This is a genomic window from Natronomonas sp. EA1, from assembly GCF_051195035.1.
In the GTDB taxonomy this organism is placed as follows: Archaea; Halobacteriota; Halobacteria; order Halobacteriales; family Haloarculaceae; genus JBNTJV01.
In genome coordinates this window covers 338,191-357,167 of record NZ_JBNTJV010000001.1, presented here as the reverse complement: position 1 = coordinate 357,167, position 18,977 = coordinate 338,191, and the positions used below count along the sequence as shown (strand labels likewise).

At 68.5% G+C, this 18,977-nt stretch carries 22 protein-coding genes; 7 read left to right on the top strand and 15 right to left on the bottom strand.

The window, feature by feature from the left end; translation table 11 throughout:
* Positions 1–110 precede the first annotated feature (110 nt).
* The gene (locus tag ACQUQR_RS01955; protein ID WP_435194312.1) at positions 111–671 is read right to left on the bottom strand and encodes a YbhB/YbcL family Raf kinase inhibitor-like protein; all 561 of its coding nucleotides are present in this window, start codon (positions 669–671) and stop codon (positions 111–113) included.
* Between the two features lie 75 nt (positions 672–746).
* Between ACQUQR_RS01955 and ACQUQR_RS01950 the strand changes: the two genes are divergently transcribed.
* Complete coding sequence (locus tag ACQUQR_RS01950; protein WP_435194310.1) at positions 747–926, top strand: HEWD family protein; 180 nt, start codon at positions 747–749, stop codon at positions 924–926.
* Positions 927–935: 9 nt separating this feature from the next.
* On the opposite strand, the gene ACQUQR_RS01945 is transcribed toward ACQUQR_RS01950, so the two are convergent.
* The 8 genes from ACQUQR_RS01945 to ACQUQR_RS01910 are packed head-to-tail and all read right to left on the bottom strand — an operon-like array spanning position 936 to position 8,532.
* Positions 936–2,087, bottom strand: a complete 1,152-nt coding sequence (locus ACQUQR_RS01945) for a hypothetical protein (protein WP_435194309.1) — start codon at positions 2,085–2,087, stop codon at positions 936–938.
* Positions 2,088–2,135: 48 nt separating this feature from the next.
* A complete protein-coding gene (locus tag ACQUQR_RS01940) occupies positions 2,136–2,570 on the bottom strand; it encodes a FlaD/FlaE family flagellar protein (RefSeq protein ID WP_435194308.1) in 435 nt (144 codons plus the stop codon).
* A gap of 54 nt (positions 2,571–2,624) precedes the next feature.
* Positions 2,625–4,334, bottom strand: a complete 1,710-nt coding sequence (gene flaJ / locus ACQUQR_RS01935; RefSeq protein ID WP_435194306.1) for an archaellar assembly protein FlaJ — start codon at positions 4,332–4,334, stop codon at positions 2,625–2,627.
* A gap of 40 nt (positions 4,335–4,374) precedes the next feature.
* Positions 4,375–6,045, bottom strand: coding sequence for a type II/IV secretion system ATPase subunit (locus ACQUQR_RS01930; RefSeq protein ID WP_435194304.1), 1,671 nt, complete (start codon positions 6,043–6,045; stop codon positions 4,375–4,377).
* Positions 6,042–6,752 (bottom strand): ATPase domain-containing protein, encoded by a 711-nt coding sequence (locus ACQUQR_RS01925; RefSeq protein ID WP_435194302.1) that lies wholly within the window; start codon positions 6,750–6,752, stop codon positions 6,042–6,044. The genes ACQUQR_RS01930 and ACQUQR_RS01925 overlap by 4 nt, the downstream gene beginning before the upstream one ends.
* Positions 6,749–7,195 (bottom strand): flagellar protein G, encoded by a 447-nt coding sequence (locus ACQUQR_RS01920; RefSeq protein ID WP_435194301.1) that lies wholly within the window; start codon positions 7,193–7,195, stop codon positions 6,749–6,751. Before ACQUQR_RS01920 ends, ACQUQR_RS01925 begins: the two co-directional genes overlap by 4 nt.
* Positions 7,196–7,636 (bottom strand): flagellin, encoded by a 441-nt coding sequence (locus ACQUQR_RS01915; RefSeq protein ID WP_435194300.1) that lies wholly within the window; start codon positions 7,634–7,636, stop codon positions 7,196–7,198.
* On the bottom strand, positions 7,636–8,532 hold the full coding sequence (locus tag ACQUQR_RS01910; protein WP_435194298.1) for a FlaD/FlaE family flagellar protein: 897 nt from the start codon (positions 8,530–8,532) through the stop codon (positions 7,636–7,638). The genes ACQUQR_RS01915 and ACQUQR_RS01910 overlap by 1 nt, the downstream gene beginning before the upstream one ends.
* Positions 8,533–8,846: 314 nt before the next feature.
* On the opposite strand from ACQUQR_RS01910, the gene ACQUQR_RS01905 reads away from it, so the two are divergent.
* The 5 genes from ACQUQR_RS01905 to ACQUQR_RS01885 are packed head-to-tail and all read left to right on the top strand — an operon-like array spanning position 8,847 to position 12,851.
* Positions 8,847–9,428: an archaellin/type IV pilin N-terminal domain-containing protein gene (locus ACQUQR_RS01905; RefSeq protein ID WP_435194297.1), complete on the top strand. Its 582-nt coding sequence runs from the start codon at positions 8,847–8,849 to the stop codon at positions 9,426–9,428.
* A 1-nt stretch (position 9,429) separates the two neighbouring features.
* On the top strand, positions 9,430–10,011 hold the full coding sequence (locus ACQUQR_RS01900) for an archaellin/type IV pilin N-terminal domain-containing protein (RefSeq protein ID WP_435194295.1): 582 nt from the start codon (positions 9,430–9,432) through the stop codon (positions 10,009–10,011).
* A 4-nt stretch (positions 10,012–10,015) separates the two neighbouring features.
* The gene (locus ACQUQR_RS01895) at positions 10,016–10,495 is read left to right on the top strand and encodes a hypothetical protein (protein ID WP_435194293.1); all 480 of its coding nucleotides are present in this window, start codon (positions 10,016–10,018) and stop codon (positions 10,493–10,495) included.
* Positions 10,492–12,432, top strand: coding sequence for a hypothetical protein (locus ACQUQR_RS01890; protein ID WP_435194291.1), 1,941 nt, complete (start codon positions 10,492–10,494; stop codon positions 12,430–12,432). Before ACQUQR_RS01895 ends, ACQUQR_RS01890 begins: the two co-directional genes overlap by 4 nt.
* A complete protein-coding gene (locus ACQUQR_RS01885) occupies positions 12,429–12,851 on the top strand; it encodes a DUF7500 family protein (RefSeq protein WP_435194290.1) in 423 nt (140 codons plus the stop codon). The genes ACQUQR_RS01890 and ACQUQR_RS01885 overlap by 4 nt, the downstream gene beginning before the upstream one ends.
* 57 nt (positions 12,852–12,908) lie before the next feature.
* Here the strand turns inward: ACQUQR_RS01885 and ACQUQR_RS01880 are convergent, their stop codons facing one another.
* Positions 12,909–13,406, bottom strand: coding sequence for a PadR family transcriptional regulator (locus ACQUQR_RS01880; protein WP_435194288.1), 498 nt, complete (start codon positions 13,404–13,406; stop codon positions 12,909–12,911).
* A gap of 67 nt (positions 13,407–13,473) precedes the next feature.
* Positions 13,474–13,839, bottom strand: coding sequence for a hypothetical protein (locus ACQUQR_RS01875; RefSeq protein ID WP_435194287.1), 366 nt, complete (start codon positions 13,837–13,839; stop codon positions 13,474–13,476).
* A gap of 111 nt (positions 13,840–13,950) precedes the next feature.
* Between ACQUQR_RS01875 and ACQUQR_RS01870 the strand changes: the two genes are divergently transcribed.
* A complete protein-coding gene (locus tag ACQUQR_RS01870; RefSeq protein WP_435194286.1) occupies positions 13,951–14,214 on the top strand; it encodes a hypothetical protein in 264 nt (87 codons plus the stop codon).
* A 1-nt stretch (position 14,215) separates the two neighbouring features.
* Here ACQUQR_RS01870 and ACQUQR_RS01865 read toward each other — a convergent pair whose 3' ends face one another.
* From ACQUQR_RS01865 to ACQUQR_RS01850, 4 genes are read right to left on the bottom strand one after another with little or no spacing between them, the layout of a single operon-like run.
* Positions 14,216–14,653 carry a universal stress protein gene (locus tag ACQUQR_RS01865; protein WP_435194284.1) on the bottom strand — a complete coding sequence of 146 codons (438 nt, stop codon included), beginning with the start codon at positions 14,651–14,653 and terminating at the stop codon, positions 14,216–14,218.
* 42 nt (positions 14,654–14,695) lie between these two features.
* Positions 14,696–15,196 (bottom strand): gamma carbonic anhydrase family protein, encoded by a 501-nt coding sequence (locus tag ACQUQR_RS01860; RefSeq protein ID WP_435194283.1) that lies wholly within the window; start codon positions 15,194–15,196, stop codon positions 14,696–14,698.
* A 36-nt stretch (positions 15,197–15,232) separates the two neighbouring features.
* Positions 15,233–16,159, bottom strand: coding sequence for a DUF368 domain-containing protein (locus ACQUQR_RS01855; protein ID WP_435194281.1), 927 nt, complete (start codon positions 16,157–16,159; stop codon positions 15,233–15,235).
* Positions 16,159–18,957, bottom strand: a complete 2,799-nt coding sequence (locus ACQUQR_RS01850) for an oligosaccharyl transferase, archaeosortase A system-associated (protein WP_435194280.1) — start codon at positions 18,955–18,957, stop codon at positions 16,159–16,161. The genes ACQUQR_RS01855 and ACQUQR_RS01850 overlap by 1 nt, the downstream gene beginning before the upstream one ends.
* Positions 18,958–18,977: the final 20 nt, after the last annotated feature.

Sequence of the window (18,977 nt, the reverse complement as noted above, 5' to 3'; positions counted from 1 at the left end):
TCGTACGTCGCCGTCAGCTGTCGGCGCGCTACTCCCCTCGCTCGTACGTCGCCGTCAGCTGTCGGCGCGCTACTCCCCTCGCTCGTACGTCGCCGTCAGCTGTCGGCGCGCTACTCCCCTCGCTCGTACGTCGCCGTCAGCAACCGCCCCGCGAGCTGTGCGGATTCGAGCGCCTCGTCGAAGTCGTCTTTCGACGCGCCCCCGGGCAAATCGAGGGGTTCACGCAACGCGTACAGCGTAAACCAGAACTCCCGGGGGTCCCCCGGTGGCGGACACAGCGGCAGGTAGCCGACCCGCCCGATCTCGTTTCGTCCCTGTTTCGCCCCGCCGAGCGAGGGCACCGTCTTCGTCGGGGGAACGCCCCGCGGAATCTCGCGGGTGTCGGGAGGGATATCCCAGATGGACCAGTGGGCGAGCACGGAGCCCACGTCGTTCGGGAACTCCACGGCGAAGGCGAGCGACTCCGTCGGCTCGGGGACCCGTTCGATGGCGACCGGTGGCGAGACCGGCTCCGCGGCGTCGCAGGTGAACCGGGGTGGGACTCGCCCCGACTCGAACGCGGGCAACGAGAAGTCGAGCGCGGCCGGCGTCGGAGAGCCCGTCTCGGTCGCACAGCCGGCGAGCCCGGAGAGAGCGGCCCCGATGGTGGCGAGGGCGGCGCGTCGGCGCATACCCGGCCTTGGAGGGGGTGGGCAAAACCCCCTACGGTCGCAGGGTTGAAGCCGACTCCCACCCTCGAACCGCGTATGACCACCATCGTCCCCCCGACGGAACGCGCCTGCGAACGCTGTGCCCGACAGGAGGTGTGGGACGGCGACCGCGAGACGTGGGTCATCGCCACGGTGGACGGCGAGAAACGGGTCGGCCGGAAGTACTGCATCCACGAGTGGGACATCAACGGGACGTACAACCCCGTGCAGGCGTAGTTCCGACCCTCACAGCGCCGGGATCACGTTCTGGGTGAACACGCCCACCATGTCGAGGACGGCGATTCCGAACGTCACGACGAGGATGGCGACCGCCGGCGGGTCGAGGTGGGTGTCCGCGTGCGCGTAGAGCACGCGCTGGGCGAGTTCGCCGACGAGCGCGCTCGTGACCCCGACGACGGCGCCGACACCCACCGCGAACGGGAGGGTCACCGACGCCGCGATGGTCGCCGGGGGGATGTACGCCGTGCCGTCGATGGCACCCGGGTTCAGGACGCCGACGAGCGCGACGACGATGATCCCCGCCGGGAGGGCCATGTGGTGGGTGACCGGCACCGGCTCGATATCGAACGCGAACAGCGCGAGTCCCGCGGCCGCGAGACCGAAGGGGAGCAGTGGACTCCCCGTCAGGTACGTGAGCACGGCCGCGAGCCCGCCGGCGAGCGCACCAACCCCGCCAGCGACCAGCCAGTCAGACTGGTGGGGGAGCCACGGCTCGACGAGATAGCGCGGTTCGTCGGTGGCCCCCTCCGTGGACTCGGTTTCGTTCGCGGATCCGTCGTCTCCCCCGCCATCGCTCTCGATGCGGTACAGCGACTCGCGCCGCTCACCCCGCGAGAACGGCGACATGTCGAGGATTCCTCCGTCGACCTCGCCGATGATCGGATAGCCGAACGCGATACGGTGACAGAGCCCGCTGACGACGACGGCGAAGGAGAGCGGCCCCCACGGGAGGCCGAGGGCGGCGCTGGCGGTCGTGAGCCCAAGCCCGAGGACGCCGAACACGCCCCCAACGACGAGCGCGTCCGGGGTGCGCGCCAGCGCGTGGGTGACGTGCTTGGCATCGTAGTACGGGAACTCGGCATCGACGTGGCCCCGGCGGGCGGCGTAGGCGGCCGCGGCGACCCCGCCGGCGAAGGCGACGTGCGGGCCGAACAGCGGCCCCAGACCCACCGATGCGGTGATACCGGTCGCGCCGAGCGCGGCCGCGTCGGGCGGGCCGACGGACGCGACCCCGCCGCGGAGTATCGTGGCGAGTTCACCGACGACGACGGCGACGCCCGCGAGCGCGTAGGCGTTCAGCCCGCCGATCGCCGCGCCGAGGGCCCCGCCGGCGAACGCGAGGCCGGCGAACGCGGCGACGGTCACCGGGTCGACCATTCGCTCCCTCCGTGCATACCCGTGGCCTCCGGGGTGGGACAGTTAGTCCTATCTATCCTCCCCACCGTCCGCGACGAATATCTCGGCGCTCGGCACCTCCGTCCCGGCGTGGCGCTCTGCCATCCGGTTCCGGAGGAGGTCACTCGTCAGGTCGTCGCCCGCGATGGCCGCGATGTACGAGAGCGACCGGGCGTGGGTCCCGAACGGCGTACCGGAGAGCGACTCCAGCGGCTCGTCGAGCGTCCCCGGCTCGTCGTACTTCTTCGTGTGAATCTCCTCGATGGAGAGCCCCCCGAGATGGCGTTCGAGGTCGGCTCGCACTTCGGGGGTGATCCAGTTCAGCCGCTGGTAGTACCGCAGCGCGTTCAGCGCGCCCCCGGTGCCGAAGGTCGTCCCGAGATAGCGCGCCCATTCGATGACGGTCTCGACGTCGGCGACCCCGCGGACGGAGTCGAGATAGGGCTTCGTCGTGGGCTCGTGCATGGGCGTGCTACGCACCCCCCCTCTAATAAGGCGCACCCGGTATCGAGCGGTGAGTCACAGCTGAATCACGCCGCCGACCACCCACTGGGTGAGCACGGCGACGAGTGCCCCGATCCACGCCAGCAGGACGAAATGGAGGTAGGCGTTCGTCGTGTGCCCCCGGTCCGTGAGTCGGATCATGAGCGAGGAGAGCATCGCGTTCACGAGCACGACGACGAGGAGCAGCGCCTCGATGAGTTCGATGTCGTAGAGCCCCGGCGAGAACAGCATCGTCATCAGCTCGCTGTTCCCCTCACCGAGGGTCTGTGTGATCTCGAGCATCTGCCCCGCGATCTCCAGGCCGATGAACGAGGAGAAGATGCTCGCGGCCGTGATCCCGTAGATGACACCGGTGAACGTCGCCGTCGCCTGCGCGCGCTGCTCGCGCACCCGGAGCACCTGACTCAGGTTCGTCGAGATGACCTGGCCCAGCTGTTTCGGGTCGCCACCCATCCGCCGGCCGACGACGTACATCTCACCGAACTTCTGGATGAGATACGAGCCGGTCTCCGCGGCGAACAGCCGCCAGGACTCCGCCTGGTCGATACGGGTGTTGAGTCGCTTGTAGAGGCCGTCGACGTTCGCCGTGAGCGAGCCGAAATCCTTCTTGCGCAGCGATGCGAGTACGTTCGCCGTCGAGGTCTGTTTCACGGACTCGACGCCCCCGAGCGCCCGAATGAACGAGGGGAAGGCTTCGTCGCGCGACTTCACGCGGCGCTCCTCCCGGCGGATGACGAGCGCCGGGTAGAGCAGCGGGGTGAGCGGGATGGCGACGTACAGCGGGCGCGGGATAGCGTCGGGGGCGAACGGGGTCAGCCCGAACCCGACCGCCAGCACCCCGGCCGCCACGACGCCGACGCCGGCCACACCGACGACGAGCGGCACCTGCATCTTCTTCGCGGGCGAGCGCGGGCCGATGAGCCACAGCGGGTCCCACGGCGCGATGGTGTGGATGACGAAGAGGAACCCGGCCTGCACGACGGCGAACATGGCGACGACCCCGCCCACGAGCAGGGTGGGCGGGACCCCCAGCAGGAGCGGCAGCACCGTCGAGAAGACGAGGATGAACGTCGTCGAGAGCATGAGCGAGAGGTACATCTCCTGGAGCACGTCGAGTTTCGCCAGGTCCGACTCGTACCGGATGACGAACCCCAGGATGATGGACTCCTGTTCGTCCACGAGGAACTCGTCGAGGGCCTGCCCCGCGCCGACGGTGTACGCCAGCCGTTCGAGGAAGTCCGACAGGAGGTCCGAGGGGACGCGCTTCGAGCGCATCCGGCAGGCGTCGTCGAGCGACTGGTTCCACGTGTCGACGAGCGCGACGATGCGGCCCATCTCCTCCGCGAGGGCCCCGTACTCCTCGACGTTCGCGAGGGTGCGGAAGATCTCCACCCGGTCGATGTTCGTCAACGAGAGGACGGTGATGTGGGTGAGAAAGAGGTGAAACCGCTCGCGGATCTCCTTCCGTTTTCTGTCCTGGACGACTTTCGGGTACGCGACGGCCGTGATGCTGAGCAGCCCCGCGAGCGCCACGAGCGGGAGGGAGACGAGAAGCGGGAGCGGGAACAGAATCAGCGCGGTGAGCGACCCCAGGAGGAACGTCACCGCCGGGGCGAGCACGAACATCGCGTAGCGCTCCACCGGGATGTCCATGTACCGGTAGGCGTCGATGACGGCCGCGATGGCGTCCCGGAGGTCGAGTTCAAACCCCTCGCTGGAGACCATCAGCGGGGCACCTCCCGCGCCTCCCGCGCCTCCCGCGGCATCACCCACCGACCTCCGTCAGCCCTGCGATATCGATGGGGAGCTCCTCGACGCCGTCGCGCTGGAACGTCTCGATGGCGTCGTTCACCTCCTCGTATCCGAGCACTCCCCCGTCGATGAGTCGGCGGATGATCTCCGCGCGCCGCTCCAGCTCGTCGTAGATCTTCCTGGTGTCGTCGTAGCCGAGCAGCGTGGCGATCTGGTTCTCGAGGACGTGGCTGTTGTTCTGCCCCTTGAAGACGATCTCGTCGTCGCGGGGGTCCCAGGTGAACGCCTCGCGGGTGATGACCCCGTTCTCGTGGGAGGAGTAGCCCTCGATCTCCTGGACCGAGGTCACCCGCCGGAGCACCTTGTCCCCGCGTTTGACCCGATTTTGAAAGAGCGCCACGTCGCAGTTCGACATGAACGTCTCGGGGACGTTGATGGGGTTCGACGTGAAGCGCTGGATCATCGAGACGATGTCCGAGGCGTGGAAGGTGAGCATCACCGGGTGGCCCGTCTGGGCCGCCTGGAACGCCATCTGCCCCTCCGCCCCCCGCACCTCGCCCATGACGATGTAGTCCGGGCGCGAGCGCAGCGCGGCGGCGACCAGGTCGAACGTGTCCACGCCACCGTCATCGCCTTTCCCCTCCCGCGTGAGGAGTTGCTGCCAGTTCTCGTGGGGTGGCATCACCTCGGCGGTGTCCTCCGCGGTGTAGATCTTGTGGTCCCGCGGGATGAACGAGAACATCGAGTTCAGGGTCGTCGTCTTCCCGGAGGCCGTCTCGCCGACGACGAAGACGGTCTGTTCGTTCTCCATACAGAGCCACAGGTAGGCGGCGAGCTCGGGCGAGAGCGTCTTCCAGGCGGTGAGCTGGAGCACGGAGAGGGGCACGTCCTCACCCTGCCGGATGGTGAGGGAGGGGCCCTGAATCGACACGTCGTCGGAGTAGATGATGTTGATACGCGAGCCGTTCGGCAGCGTGGAGTCGATGATGGGGTTCGCGTCGCTGACGGGGTGGTTCATCCGCTCGCCCATGTTGCGGATCCAGTTTTCGAACTCGTCGGGTTCGCCGAAGTCGGCGGTGGTCCTCACCATCCCGAAGACCCCGTTCGAGACGTAACACGAGTCGGGGCCGATGACGTGGATGTCCTCGTTCTCCGGGTCGGCCATGACGGGCTCGAGCGGCCCGAGCCCGACGATATCCCGCTGGAGGTTGTAGTGCAGGCGGTCGTACGTCTCCTGCGTGACGGCGAACCGGTCGCCGACGAGGCGCTGGCGGATGCTCGCGAGCGTGGAGGCCGCACCGTCGCCCACGGTGAGGATCTCGTCGACCAGCTCGTCGAGGTAGGCCGTGAACTCCTCGTCCCCGCTGGGTGCGGGCTTCGTCACCGAGCGGTCGAGCACCTGCTGGCGGACGTCCTCGTAGAGCTGTTTCTCCGCGTCGGAGAGCGTCGGCTCCAGACAGTAGTACGTGGTGTCCTCGCCGGGCCGGCCGAAGACGTGCGAGAAGATGGGTGGCTCCGCGGGGAACAGCACGTTCGGCTTGCGTGTGGCGTGCTCATTCGTCGGCTCCTCCGCGTACTCCGGGAACGTCCCCGTCCGGTCGTAGAACGCCTCCAGGTGGTCGCGGACGTGTGGATGCTCCGCGGCCACGTCCCGCAGTTTCTGGGGGGCGCTCTCGAGGCTCATGCGATGGTCCTGGATTCGATGACGACGCCGCGGCCCTGCTGGACCGCGAAGCCGATGGTGTCATCGACGGGGGCTTTCATCCCGGCGAACCGCCGGACGAGCGCCTCCCGCCGCAGTTCGTTCCCGACGGGCTTCGTGCGGAGTTCGAGGAGTACGTCCGCGGCCCCGCGCAGGGGCTGGAGGGCGTCCTCGCTGACGAACCCGGGGTTCACGGTCACGACGACGACGGTCCCCGTCGCGGCCGCGGTGCGGAGCGTCGAGACGGCCGCCCCCATCGCGCGGTCCTCCCGGCCACGGGAGGTCGCGGCGGCGAAGCCCGCGTCGTTCCGGCAGAGCGCGCCGAACCCGTCGACGATGACGACGTCACGCCGCCAGAGCGGACTCGGGGTGAGAAGTCGGTCCAGCAGGTCGGGGTGCGCCTGCACGTCCGCGTGAAAGAACCGAATGCGGTCCGAAAGCAGGTGGTCCGTGACGCCGTAGGAGATCGAATGCATCTGCTCGAGGAAATCGCTGGCCGTGAGGTCGGTGGAGGTGACACCCACCGTCGTCCCCTCCTCCGCGAGGCCGTAGGCCATCCGCTGGGTCCAGACGGACTTGCCCGACCCGTCCGGGCCCTGCAGGAGGACGATGGCACCGCTCGGCAGCCCACCCCCGAAGGCGTGGTTCACGCGGTCACGCGACGTGAGGCCGAGCGAGTAGTGGCTCATGTGTAGAAGCGGAACACCTCCCGTTCCCCGTTGATGATGACGACGGCGCGGTGTTCGCCGGCACCGAGCGAGCGGGCGATCTCCACCCGGACGACGGCCCCCTCGCGCCAGTCGCCGCCACCGATGACGGTGACGGTCACGTCGCTCGGAGCGACGTACTGCCCGTCGAGGAGGAGATCGAGGTCCTCGGCGCTCGCCGGCAGGGTCCCTTCACCCGTGTTCTTCACGAGCAGCGTCACGTGGGTGCCGTTCGAGACCGCGTCGCTCCCGGCGTCGGAGATGACCTCGACGTCGGTGTCGATGCTCTTCGCCACGTCGACGCTCCGCTGGTCGATGGAGTCGGAGATGTCGGTGACGCTCTCGACCATCGTCCCCGAGACGGTGACCGCGATACCCACCGCCGCGATGAAGATGACGAGCGTGGAGGCGGAGACCGAGGCCATCTAGTTCACCCCTCCAGTCGTGGCGACCCCGTTCTCGGCGACGACCTTCACGCGGGCAGGCTCGCTGCCGAGCGGTCCCTGCCCGGTTCCAGCCCGAAACCGCAGCACATCACCGGGGGCCCACACGTCACGGACCTCGCCTTCGACCTGCCGGTCGGGGGTGAGATAGACCCCGTCCGCGAGGAGGTCGGTCGCGTTCGCGGAGAGGGTCGTACTCCCGTTGTTCCGGACGTACACCGTCAGCTCGTCGTTCAGCGAGTCGTACGTGGCGTTGATGAGGTCGATGTCCGTGTTCATGCGGTCGAGGCTCCGCTCGCCGTGTGCGTCGATGGCGTCGGTCCGGCGTTCCGAACTCCGTTCGAGCGTCGGGAACGCCACCGCGGCGCTCACGAGGAGCCCGACGAAGATGACCGCCGTCGCACCGCTGACGCTGAACCCCATTAGAGGTTCGAGAGGGTCGACAGCGTCCGGATGAACGCGACACTGTCCTGGTGGTCCGCGGCCGTCGGCTCCGCCGGCCGGCTCGGGTCGACGTGAAGGTCGAGGTCCGGACCGCCGAGCAGGTCGACGAGCCCCCGTTTCACCTCGGGGGAGATCCAGCCGATCTCCTCGTAGTGTCGGACCGCGCGGAACGCGCCCGCCGGGCCCGTCCGCGACATGAGGACGGCGAGCCACTCCATCACCAGCACGTCGCCGGCGTAGCCGCAGGGGAGCGAGCCGAGCCAGAGGCCGTCGTGGTCCGGCCCCGAGTCGGTGGTCTCGGTCGCCTCGTCCACCCTCGCCTCGGCCTCCGCCGACTCGCCGAACAGCTCCGCTTCCAGCGCGGCCTCGTCGAGGGGGTCGTCAGCCTCGCTCGCGACCGGCTCCTCGTCGGCCTCCCAGAGGAACTCCTCTTCCGAGGCGTCCCGGAGGTCGTCGAACGAAACCGTATCGTCACCGCCCGCGGGCTCGTGTGTGGGCTCGCCCGCGGGGGGCTGTGCGGGCGCGTCGTCAGAATCACCCGTCTCCACTGCCACGGGCTGGGGTGGCGCCGTCTCCGCGTGGGCCGTCGCCCCCGTCGTGTCGAACAGCGGTTCGTCCGGCTCGGCGAAGGGGTTCTGTTCGGTCGTCAACTGGTCGTACACGCCGAGCAGCTGCCGAACCGTGTCGTTCACCTCGTCGATGCTCTCCGCGAGCTCCTCCTGGCCCGTCCGGACGGCCCGAATCGACGAGTCCTTCCGTTCGAGCTCCTCCTCGAGGTCGTCGAGGCGAACGGTGAGTTCGCGGATACGGTTCTCCGCGGGCGCCGCGGGCGTCGGTTCCTCCGGCTCGGAGGTCGAGTCGGCCGATTCGCTCATCGGCTCGTCCTCCGAGCGTCCCCCGAGTGTTCGTCTAAGTCGGTCAAGGTCCATTGGTGTCCTCCGCGGGGCGGCGCCCCGCTCCCGCAGTCGTGTTGCACACACGTATCTCACCGTCTCGGGGTATAGGCCGCCGCGTCATTTCGCCGCCCGAATCGAGTCCCGAAACGCGCCTCGAAACGCGTCGTGAGTTCGATGCCGCCTTTAGTACGGTACCGACCATCGAGGAAGCTGTGGGACGATCCCACGCGTCCGACGGCTGCCGCGGCCGGCATCACGCCAGCACGGTCGGCACGTGGGCGGACACATAGACCATGAAATTCGCACAATCGAACGACGACGACCGCGGGCAGGTCGGCATTGGGACCCTCATCATCTTCATCGCGCTGGTGCTGGTCGCTGCCGTCGCCGCGGGCGTCCTCGTCAACACCGCCGGGCTGCTCCAGTCGCAGGCGCAGGATACCGGTGCAGACGCACAGTCACAAGTCTCGAACCAGATCGACGTCGTGAGCGCGACCGGGGAGAACGCCGGGAGCGACGACGACGTAGACACCGTGAGACTCGTCGTGAAGAAGTCGGCCGGCTCCGATCCGATCGACCTCGAAGAGGCGACCATCGAGTATACGAGCTCGGGGAGTTCCGCGACGCTCACCCACGGTGGCACGGCGGACGGGACGACGTTCTCGACGGCCATCGAGAAGGGCGACTCCGCGACGATTCTCGACGACAACGGTGAGCGCGTGACGGTCACCGTCAACGTCGATTCCATCGAGGGCGGCGGCCTCGCTGAGGGTGAAGAGGCGACGCTCCGCATCGTCGACCAGTCCGGCGCGACGACCATCTACGGCGTGAACGTCCCCGACGTGCTCGGGAGCAACAACTACGTGACCGTCTAACATGTTCGAGCGAATCACCGACGACGACGACCGCGGGCAGGTCGGTATCGGGACCCTCATCATCTTCATCGCACTGGTGCTGGTCGCTGCCGTCGCCGCGGGCGTCCTCGTCAACACGGCTGGACTCCTCCAGAGTCAGGCACAGGACACCGGCGCAGACGCGCAGAGTCAGGTCTCGAACCAGATCGACGTGATTAGCGCGACCGGCGTCGTCGATACGACCAACAACGACGTCGACACCGTCACACTCATCGTGAAGAAGTCGGCCGGATCGGACCCCATCGACCTCACGGAGGCGACCATCGAGTACACCAGTTCCGGGAGCTCCGCGACCCTGACGCACGCAGCATCGACGAGTGCGTCCGAGTTCTCGTCGGCGGACGTGAAGGGGACCACGAGCGGCGAGGTCCTCGACGATAACGGCGACCGTGTGAAGATCACCGTCGATGCGTCCGCAATCGAAGGTGACGGCCTCGCTGAGGGCGAAGAGGCGACTCTCCGCATCGTCGACCAGTCCGGCGCGACCACGGTCTACGGTGTGAACATCCCCGACGTCCTCTCCGGGAGCTACGTCGAGGTCTAAGCAGATGACCGACCGCGGAACCCTCGCGCTCGTCGCCGGGATCGCCCTCGTGGCGATCACCGCCGGCCCGCTCGTCTCCGCGGTCAGCCTCCCACCCGCACAGGGCGGGGGGAGCTTCTCCGGCTTCGGCGACACCGCCGAGGTCTCGGTGGACCACCGCCTCTCGTTCGACACCCCCGTGGTGTCCGAGGCGGCCACCCTCTCGAGGGACGGCGACTCGTATCGGGTCGCCCTCCCCGGGACAAGGGTTGCCGTCACCGCCGGCGATTCGCCGGTGCTCGTCTCCTTCCGTCTCCACGCCGACGACCGGACGGCCCGGTCGCGGACGACGGTTCCGGCTGGCTCCTCGACCGTCGTGGAGCCGTCTTTCACCGGCCGTCTCGAGTCCGCACCCGCGAACGCGACGCTCGTCGTCTCGATGACGCAGGGGAACCAGACGTTCCCGGTCGACCGGCGCACGCTCCCCGTGGAGGTGCGGGAATGAACGTCCGCGATCGGGTCTTCGGTGACCGGCGCGGGCTCGCGCTCTTCCTCGGTGCGCTCGTGCTCTACGGGCTCTACTGGCGTGTGGACGTGTTCATCGTCGACACCTTCGCCCTCCTCAACGGCCTGTCGAGCCTCGCGGAGGGGCACCTGTTCCTCGACAGGGTGCGCTACGGCCCCGTCGCGGGGCGAAAGCCCGGGCTGTACGAGGCGCCCGGGGGCGTCATCGCCCGGAACTACGGCCAGCTCCTCGCGGCGCTTCCCGTGCTGGTCGCGCTGAAGGCCATCGCGGCCGTCGCGTCGGCCAGCGCCCTGCTCGTCGGGCTCTGGAGCCTCGTGCTCGCCGCGTTCGTTCGCGAACTCGGTGTGCTCCTCGACCGACCACGGCTCACGCGGGGCGCGCCCGTCGTGGGGGCCGTGGCCTTCCTCGTCAATCTCCCGGGGATGACCGCGCTCCCACCCGCGGTCCTCCCGCTCGTCGCCCTCCAGCTCGTCACCGTCCTCGCAGCGGCGATGATTCCCGTCCTCCTCTACCGACTCGTTTCCGAGTTCCACGGGACGCGCGCCGGTCTGCTCGCGGGGGTGTTCGGCCTGCTCGTCGGCCCGGTGGGGTTCTGGGCCTCGATTCCGAAGCGCCACGTCATCACCGCCGCGCTCGCGCTCGCGACGTTCCTCCTGTTCGCGGCGAGCCGACGCTCCGGCCGGACGCGTGACCGGGCGCTCGCGTACGTCCCCGTCGGGCTGACCGCGTGGGTGAGCGCGCCCGAGGGGCTGGCGCTGTTCGTCCCGCTCGTCGCCGTCGACCTGCTCACGGCGCGAACGAACGACCCGCGGTCGCTGGCGACGGTCGCCGCCGTCTTCGGTATCGCCGCGCTTCCCGTCCTGCTCACGAACGCCGTGCTCACGGGGAGTCCGTTCGTCCCGCCGCGGATGCTCGCGTCCTTTTCGGGGCTCGTCGAGACGCAGGCGCAGGCGGCATCGGCTGGGGCAGCGCCGACGCAGGCAGCGACTTCGGGCCCGACGCAGGCCACCCCCACCCCGGAACCGACCGTGGCAAGTGGGGAATCTGGGGGGGCGACGCCGGCCCCGGAATCCACCGGGTCGACCGGTGGACTCCTCACCGAACTCGTCGCCGGGATGCTCGGCCTGTTCGAGGCGGCACAGCGGCCCCTCTCGGTGTTCGTCCGCCTCGGTGAGGACGGCCTACATGCCCTGGACCCGACCCGGCTCTACCACGTCCTCGTCCGCGGCGGGACGATACCGGGCGTGGATTACGCACAGACCGGGGGAGAGACGCTGGAGCTGACGTTGCTGGAGGCCGCCCCCGTCCTCGCTGGCCTCACGTACCTCCCGGTCGCAGGCGCACGGCGGCTGGCCAGGGCGCGGGGGCGGTACACATTTCGGGGGCTTCGGGAGTTCCGTGAGTGGGTTCGCGAGCCCGCGCGGGCGACCGATCTCCTCGCCGTGACCTACGTGGCCACGTTCTGGCTGTTGTACCTCCCACGGCTCCCCCTCCACGCGACGATCACGGTCCGGTATCTCGTCCCCACCGTCCCGCTGCTCGTCTACGGGCTCGTTCGACTGCCGCCGGTCCGGGGCGTCGCCCGCGATGGCTGGCGTGAGGTGGGGGTCATCGCGGCCGCGACCACGGCACTCGTGCTCGCCGTCATCGCGTTCGGCCTCGGCCCGCTCGGGCTCTCGGTGGGAACCCTGATGCAGGTCCACGCGCTTTCGAACCTCGTCATCGCCGGGGTCGTTGCGGGCTGGCTGTTCACCCGGCCGGGCGACACGAGACTCGGGGCCGTCGCGCTCGGAGGCGCGCTGGGGGCGATGGCCGCCTTCCTCCTCCTCTCGGGGGTGGAGTACTTTGGCGTCGGTCGCACCTTCCTGCTCCCCGTCGGCCAGACGCTCGAAGCCCTCCTGGAGGTGCGCGGATGAGCGACGACGGCGACGACGGTATCCTCCGGCCTGAGGACCTCCGGCTGGACGACGACCGGGTCCGACGGCTCGAGGACGGCCGAATCGTGGTTTCGACGGATGAAGAGACCGGGACGGGACCGGCAGCCAGTCCGGACTCCGACAGCCCGGCCGATCCGGCGGCTCACCAGTCTGAGCCGGCTGCACTCGTGGACTTCCTCCCCGAGGAGGACGCGTACGAGCTGGCCGTGGCCATCCGGACCGACCACGCGACCGCCGAGCTGACCGTCGGTTCGAACGACATCCGCGAGCCGTTCGTCGACCTGCTGCGGTGGTACGCGGCTCAGGTGAAGCCGGAGTTCCCGCCAGAGGCCGTGTTGCAGACGCTCATCGAATCCTCAGACCTGGCGCTCTCGGTCGAACGAACAGGCGAGGAATAGCGGCGAGCGCGGTCGCTCAGTCGTCGGAAAGCGGGAGAAGCAGATCCCGGCTGTGGCTCAGAACTCCCTGAGCGCGGTGTAGAAGAAGAACCCGAGGGCGAGATGCTGGCGCATCGCGTGCTCGGTCCGGTCGATGAGCGCCTCGACGTCGTCGACGCGGTACTCCTTCGTGCGGACGAGTTCCTGCATCTCCAGTGTGCCGTCCGCCTCCAGTTCGTGGAGTCGGGGATACACCGTCCCGGGGGAGAGCCGCGCACCGAAGATGGTGGCGAGGTCCTCCATGAGCCCCTTGCCGTGGGTCTCACCGTCGCGGAGCGCCACGAGGAGCATGAGAATCTCGTCGAGATCGCCCTTCACCATCGACTCGTCGAACATGAACGGTTCGTCGAACAGCGTCGCGACGACGGAGTCGACCACGGACTCGGCGTGCTGTTCCGGTGCGAGCCGGACACCCGAGGCCTCGGTCTCCGCGATTTCGCGATAGAGCCGCCGGACAGAAATCCCACCGTCGTCATTGGCGCCCCCTACTTTGACATCCTTGGCGTTTGGACCCATACATTCAGTAATTTCGTGATTAATATAAACCCGAGAGGGCGTTATCACAGCGTGAAAAGACCCCCTGTCACCGGGTTTTCCGTTTAGAGATGCGGATGAACGGCCCGTGTCCGACGACGCGGTCGCCCGCGAGGCTGACCGCCAGTCGCCGGTGGACCTCACGCGCAGCGTGGCGCTCCGGGACTGACAGCCCTGCCACGTCCGCGAGCGCCTTCCAGTCTGCAAGCGGGATGACGTACACCTCCTCGGTCTCCCCGACGTGGATGAACGTCGCGTCGGACATCGTCGCCAGGTGGGAGGAGGCGGCTTGCAGTCGTTCCAGTGCCGTCGTCAGCATCACCCGCGACACCGGCGCGTCGAGGGCGACGTCCGCGATGAGGTCACCGAAGTACTCCCCGACGGGGGGCGCGCTGCCGGGCGATGCGTCTCCCATCATTCGAGGTAATCTACACGCGCGGAAATGGCTTTCCCCCGGCCGAGCCGTTCAGTTTCACTTTCACTCCGCGTGGCTGACGTTCAATACCGACTCACCCCGAGAGCGTGTATGAACGTGGATACCATCCGGGTGCGCGGCGAGAAGACCGAATCGGCGCGGTCGAGCGCCGACGGACCGAGCGCCGACGGACCGAGCGCCGACGGACCGAGCGCCGACGGACCGAGCGCCGACGGACCGACGCGAACCGTCGTCGAGGTGTCGGAGGTCGACACCGTCCGGGCGGCCGCCTACGCCCGCGAGTCCGCGGCCCGCGGCCACCCCGAGGTCTACTTCGAGCGCAAGGGCGGGCGGACGTTCCTCGTCGGGAACTGAGCTACGCCTCGTCCCCCTCCCGTCGCATCACCGTGACGACGGGGACCTCGGCGTCGAACAGGATGTCCTGTGTCGTCGACCCGAACAGCGCCTTCCCGACCGCGGAGCGCTTCCGGCCACCGATGACCAGATAGCGCGGCTCCAGCTCACGGGCAGTCTCGACGATGCTCTCGCTGACCGAGCCGACGACGCCCCGCGGCGTCACCCCACCCGCGTCGTCGAGCGTGTTCCGGGCCACGCGTCGGACGAGGTTCCGGGCGTTCTCCTCGGCGTCCTCGAGGTAGTAGTTCGGCGTCGAGTCCTGTCGGTCGGCGAACTCCTCGTTGGACAGCACGTGCACCGCGACCAGTTCGTCGTCGTAGGCGTCCGCGAGGTCCGCGGCGACTTCGACCACGCGGTCCACGTCCCGTTCACCGTTGACGGCGGCGAGTATCGTCATGACATCGAGTTCACGCGTCTCGTATAAATAAGCAGGCGGCGCTCAGTCGAGGCGCTCCGACGTGTCACGGTGCCGGCGCGCCAGGTCGACGTAGACCTCACCCGCCTCGCGCCACGGCGACTCCTCGAAGGTGCGTTTCTCCTCGGCGGGGGTCCCCGCGACGAGCGTCGAGTCCGGAACCGCCATCCCCTCCGGGACGAGCGAGTTCGCGGCGACCATCGCCTCTTCGCCGACGGTCGCCCGGTCGAGGACCACGGCGTTCATCCCGACGAGCGCCCGCTCGCCGACCCTACAGTTGTGGACGATGGCCCCGTGGCCGACCGTCGCGTACGGCTCGAGATGGCCCCCCTCGTGGAGCACGGCGTTGTCCTGGATGTTGACGCCCTCCTCGAGCGTGATCTTCCCGTGGTCGCCGCGGATGGTGACGTTCGGCCAGACGCTCGCGTCCTTGCCGATCTCGACTTCGCCGATGACGACCGCCGAGGGGTCGACGTACGCGCTCTCGTGGATGTCGGGCTCGTGGCCGTCGAAGGACCGAATCATGCCCACTCCACCGAGCGGGAGGCCATAAATCCGCGGTCAGTAGTCGAGTTCGTCGGTGACGTAATCGAGCCCGAGGACGAGGGCCGCACCGGCGACTCCCGCACCCACGACGACGGCCACCGTCCCTGGGGTCCACGCGGTGACGTTCGCCGCCACCTCGTCTGCGGGCACACGCAGCGCCCCCACCATCAGCGCGACGAGGAAGACGAGCGTTCCCCGGCGGTAGTGGGTGAGCGCCCACTTCACGACGTGAGCGATGGAGAACAGCCCCGCGAGCGCCCCCAGCCCGAACGCCGCGAGGACGAAGAGCGGTTCGAGGTCGCCGGTCGACAGCGAGTCGAAGAGCCGCGAGGGGATCTCCGTCATGAACTCGTACTGGCCGAGAAGCAGAAGGATGAACGACCCCGAGATGCCGGGGAGCACCATCGCGGTGATGGCGATGGCCCCCGACAGGAAGAGGACCGGCAGGGTGTGCGGGAGCGCCCCGCGTGCCGCACCGGAGACGAGGAAGGCGAACGTGAACCCCACGAGCCCGGCGAGCACGCGACCGAGAGTGTCGAGCGAGACGCCGTGGCGCAGGACGACGGCACTCGCGGCGATGAGCCCGAAGAAGAACGCGTAGGTCGGGACGGGAAAGTCGGTGACTGCGACGTGCATCACGCCCGCCACCGTCGCGAGGGCGGTGAACACCCCCGCGAGGAGGACGGCGACGAACGGCGCGTCGAGTCGCAGGAGCGTCGCCGCGAGCGACGCCCGCCCCGGACGGGTGTGGACGCGCGAGAGGTCCCCGAGGAGTTCGGTGACCGCGTCGGGGTCGACGTTCGTGATGGCCGTCAGCAGGCGTTCGTAGACGCCCACGATGAGCGCGATGGTGCCGCCGGAGACGCCGGGGACGGCGTCGGCAGCGCCCATACACAGCCCCTTCAGGTAGACGACCAGCCAGGTGCGACCCGCGGTCGCCATCAGTCAGCCCTGATGGCGACCGGTTCGGGCGCGACGCTCGCCGTCGTGTTACCCGCGCCCTCGGGCGCGTCGGTGACCTGCTCCTGGAGGTCGACGGTGACGACGGTGTCGTCCTCACCGAGCACCTGCGCCTCGGTGACGTTCGCGGTAGCGACGGCCTGCGTCGTGATGAGCGTCGACTCGTTCGTCTCCTGGGGCGTCGTGAACCGGTACGGACCGGTCGCGCGGACGGAGACGTTGGTGTGACCGTTCTCGGGACCGAAGTTCTCGTAGCCCGTCGTGGAGTACGGGAGCGTCATCGTGAACTCCCCGTTCTCGTTCGCGGTCGCCCGCTGGACGTAGGTGAACGTCGTGTTCGTCGTCGGGATACGCATCTCGACGGTGGCCGTCACGTTCTGGCCGGCGGGCGCGGTGCCCTGGACCTCCGCGCCCTCGACCCGTTCGAACACCTTCGTCCACGAGTAGCCCTGCTGATTGCCGGTCTCGGGGCTGGCGTAGACGAGCCGGTAGTGCTGGAGTGCCGGGATCTCCTCCGTCGGGAAGCCGGGGAAGCCACCCACCTGCGAGGAGGGGTCCTGCCGGGTGTACTCGCGTGCGGCGGTCATGTTCGGGAACCGCTTGATGAGCTGGCCGTCCTCCGGCACGAAGCTGAACGTCCGCGTCGAGCCGTCGCGGAGCTCTACCGGCTGTTCACGCCAGTCGAAGACGAACACCGACCCGGGGACCTGCTGTGGCGAGGCGGCGCTGCCGTGGAACTGGTAAAGCCGGACGCGGAGGCTCTGATACGACCGTGGCGTGTGGAGCGTCGCCTGCCGCTGGAACTCCTCGTTGTAGATTGTCCTGGAGATGTCACCGCTGGAGAGGTTGTAGTCCTGCTCCCACGTCGCGGGCGCGGAGAACTTCCGCGTACCCGCCACGCCGAGCTGGTAGTCGATGATGACGTACGGCGTGCCGGCACCCTCGTTCGGGAGGTTCTCGAACGCCTGTTGCTCGCTCGGCGCGAGCAGCACGTCCGCGGCGTCACGCGCGCCCTGCTGGAACGGGTTCGCGGTCGGGACGCGATGGCCGATGGTGGTGATCCAGTGGCCGTAGTCCCACCACGCGAGGGTGCCGTACTCGCCGGACTGATACTCGTAGTCCTCGGTCTTCTGGAACGGCCCGTAGTAATCCATCGACTGCTCGTCACCGGTGTCGTAGGCACCCAGCGCCGGCGTCGACTCGTTCATCCAGTGGAGCGTGGAGTCCCACTGCTGGACCGACCCGGGACCGGAGCGGGAGTTCTGCATCACCGCACCGGAGGCGGCGAGCGGGGCGGTGATGAGCAGGAAGACGGCCGCGATAGCCATCACCTGATAGCCCGCAATATCGGTCACGTCGTCGAGGTCGTCGAGGTCGACGAGGGTGACGACCCACGAGACGAAGACGGCGTTGAGCGCCGCGACCGGAAGGGCGAGATAGTAGTCGAACCGCCGCTGGGTGAACGTCGCCAGCGTGAGAAACACCATGAGGACGATGAGGAACAGCGCCTCCCCCTGCTGGTCGTCGTGGGTGACGTAGCGGTAGAGCGCCACGCCGAAGCCGATGAGCGCGGTGAGATACGCCAGCCCGTACGACTGGAAGAGGAACGTCCCCGCGTTGCGAAGCGGGACGGGCGTCGCCTCGGCGACGGTGAGCGCCCGTTGGTTCGCCGAGAGCCCGAAGACACGCGTCACCTGCCGGACGATGAAGGCGAACACGTCCGGCGTGGCGACGGCGACGACGGCCGTCAGGAGGAGCCCCGCACCGACGATACCGGCGGGGAGGTACGTCTCGGGGAGGTCACGCTCCTCCAGCGCACGGGCACCGAGGACGATGGTACCCATCCCGAGCGCCGCGACGAGCGCGAGCAACGGATGAATGGGCGAGAACGAGGTCGCCGACAGCTCCATCGTGTCCAGCTGCACGAGCGTGAGCAGGAACACCGTGAGGAACGTGACGATGGCGGGGAGCCCGAGGAAGTCTGGGCTCCGGCCTCGCATGTAGCCGACGAGCGTCCCGACGCCGTAGAAGACGGCGAGGATGCCGACCACGAAGATGCCGGGCGGCCAGACCCACGTGTACAGCGAGATGGCGACGCCGGCGAGCACGGCGTAGCTGAGCGGGCGACGGAGGGCATCGAACTCGCGGGCGATGGCGAGTTCGAGGACGGGTTTCTCCTCCTGTGCGACCCGCACGGAGGCGAGCACCGCGACGATGGCGACGGCCATGAAGAACGCCTCCGCGATGTGGTGGTCGGAGAAGCCGACGACCGAGCGGAAGAGGAACCCACCGGGTGTCAGCGCGAGGAGGGTCACGGCAACGAGGCCGCCGAGGCGACCGCCGAAGTGCCGGCCGATGTAGAACATCGGAATCGCGGTGAGCGCGCCGAAGACGACCGGTGTGAAAAGCAGCGTCATCGCGATCTCGTGCTGGGAGGGCGAGCCGAGGCCGACGACGAGCGCGGCCGTTGCGACGAGCTGGTCGTAGAGTGTCCCGAACTGACCGAGTTCGGTGCCGTACGGGAAGTACGACCACGGGTCGAAGTAGATGGTGGAGGGCCAGTTGCGGACGGTGTAGGAGACGGCCCGGTAGTGGTACCACGCGTCGTTCCCGGAGAACAGGACAGTCCCGTTCTCGGTGACGAAGTTCTGCCAGTCACGGGCCCGCACCCACAGCATGAAGGCGATGAGCGCCGCGAGTACGGGGACGTGATAGTACGACCGGAACTGATCGAGGACGGAGACACCCTCGGATTCCGACCGCTCGGAGCGCTTGCTCATTGCGGTTGAGTCCACGCAAA

Coding starts and splice junctions, on each gene's coding strand:
- ACQUQR_RS01955 (WP_435194312.1), bottom strand. CDS start 671: ATGCGCCGACGCGCCGCCCTCGCCACCATCGGGGCCGCTCTCTCCGGG.
- ACQUQR_RS01950 (WP_435194310.1), top strand. CDS start 747: ATGACCACCATCGTCCCCCCGACGGAACGCGCCTGCGAACGCTGTGCC.
- ACQUQR_RS01945 (WP_435194309.1), bottom strand. CDS start 2,087: ATGGTCGACCCGGTGACCGTCGCCGCGTTCGCCGGCCTCGCGTTCGCC.
- ACQUQR_RS01940 (WP_435194308.1), bottom strand. CDS start 2,570: ATGCACGAGCCCACGACGAAGCCCTATCTCGACTCCGTCCGCGGGGTC.
- flaJ (WP_435194306.1), bottom strand. CDS start 4,334: ATGGTCTCCAGCGAGGGGTTTGAACTCGACCTCCGGGACGCCATCGCG.
- ACQUQR_RS01930 (WP_435194304.1), bottom strand. CDS start 6,045: ATGAGCCTCGAGAGCGCCCCCCAGAAACTGCGGGACGTGGCCGCGGAG.
- ACQUQR_RS01925 (WP_435194302.1), bottom strand. CDS start 6,752: ATGAGCCACTACTCGCTCGGCCTCACGTCGCGTGACCGCGTGAACCAC.
- ACQUQR_RS01920 (WP_435194301.1), bottom strand. CDS start 7,195: ATGGCCTCGGTCTCCGCCTCCACGCTCGTCATCTTCATCGCGGCGGTG.
- ACQUQR_RS01915 (WP_435194300.1), bottom strand. CDS start 7,636: ATGGGGTTCAGCGTCAGCGGTGCGACGGCGGTCATCTTCGTCGGGCTC.
- ACQUQR_RS01910 (WP_435194298.1), bottom strand. CDS start 8,532: ATGAGCGAATCGGCCGACTCGACCTCCGAGCCGGAGGAACCGACGCCC.
- ACQUQR_RS01905 (WP_435194297.1), top strand. CDS start 8,847: ATGAAATTCGCACAATCGAACGACGACGACCGCGGGCAGGTCGGCATT.
- ACQUQR_RS01900 (WP_435194295.1), top strand. CDS start 9,430: ATGTTCGAGCGAATCACCGACGACGACGACCGCGGGCAGGTCGGTATC.
- ACQUQR_RS01895 (WP_435194293.1), top strand. CDS start 10,016: ATGACCGACCGCGGAACCCTCGCGCTCGTCGCCGGGATCGCCCTCGTG.
- ACQUQR_RS01890 (WP_435194291.1), top strand. CDS start 10,492: ATGAACGTCCGCGATCGGGTCTTCGGTGACCGGCGCGGGCTCGCGCTC.
- ACQUQR_RS01885 (WP_435194290.1), top strand. CDS start 12,429: ATGAGCGACGACGGCGACGACGGTATCCTCCGGCCTGAGGACCTCCGG.
- ACQUQR_RS01880 (WP_435194288.1), bottom strand. CDS start 13,406: ATGGGTCCAAACGCCAAGGATGTCAAAGTAGGGGGCGCCAATGACGAC.
- ACQUQR_RS01875 (WP_435194287.1), bottom strand. CDS start 13,839: ATGGGAGACGCATCGCCCGGCAGCGCGCCCCCCGTCGGGGAGTACTTC.
- ACQUQR_RS01870 (WP_435194286.1), top strand. CDS start 13,951: ATGAACGTGGATACCATCCGGGTGCGCGGCGAGAAGACCGAATCGGCG.
- ACQUQR_RS01865 (WP_435194284.1), bottom strand. CDS start 14,653: ATGACGATACTCGCCGCCGTCAACGGTGAACGGGACGTGGACCGCGTG.
- ACQUQR_RS01860 (WP_435194283.1), bottom strand. CDS start 15,196: ATGATTCGGTCCTTCGACGGCCACGAGCCCGACATCCACGAGAGCGCG.
- ACQUQR_RS01855 (WP_435194281.1), bottom strand. CDS start 16,159: ATGGCGACCGCGGGTCGCACCTGGCTGGTCGTCTACCTGAAGGGGCTG.
- ACQUQR_RS01850 (WP_435194280.1), bottom strand. CDS start 18,957: ATGAGCAAGCGCTCCGAGCGGTCGGAATCCGAGGGTGTCTCCGTCCTC.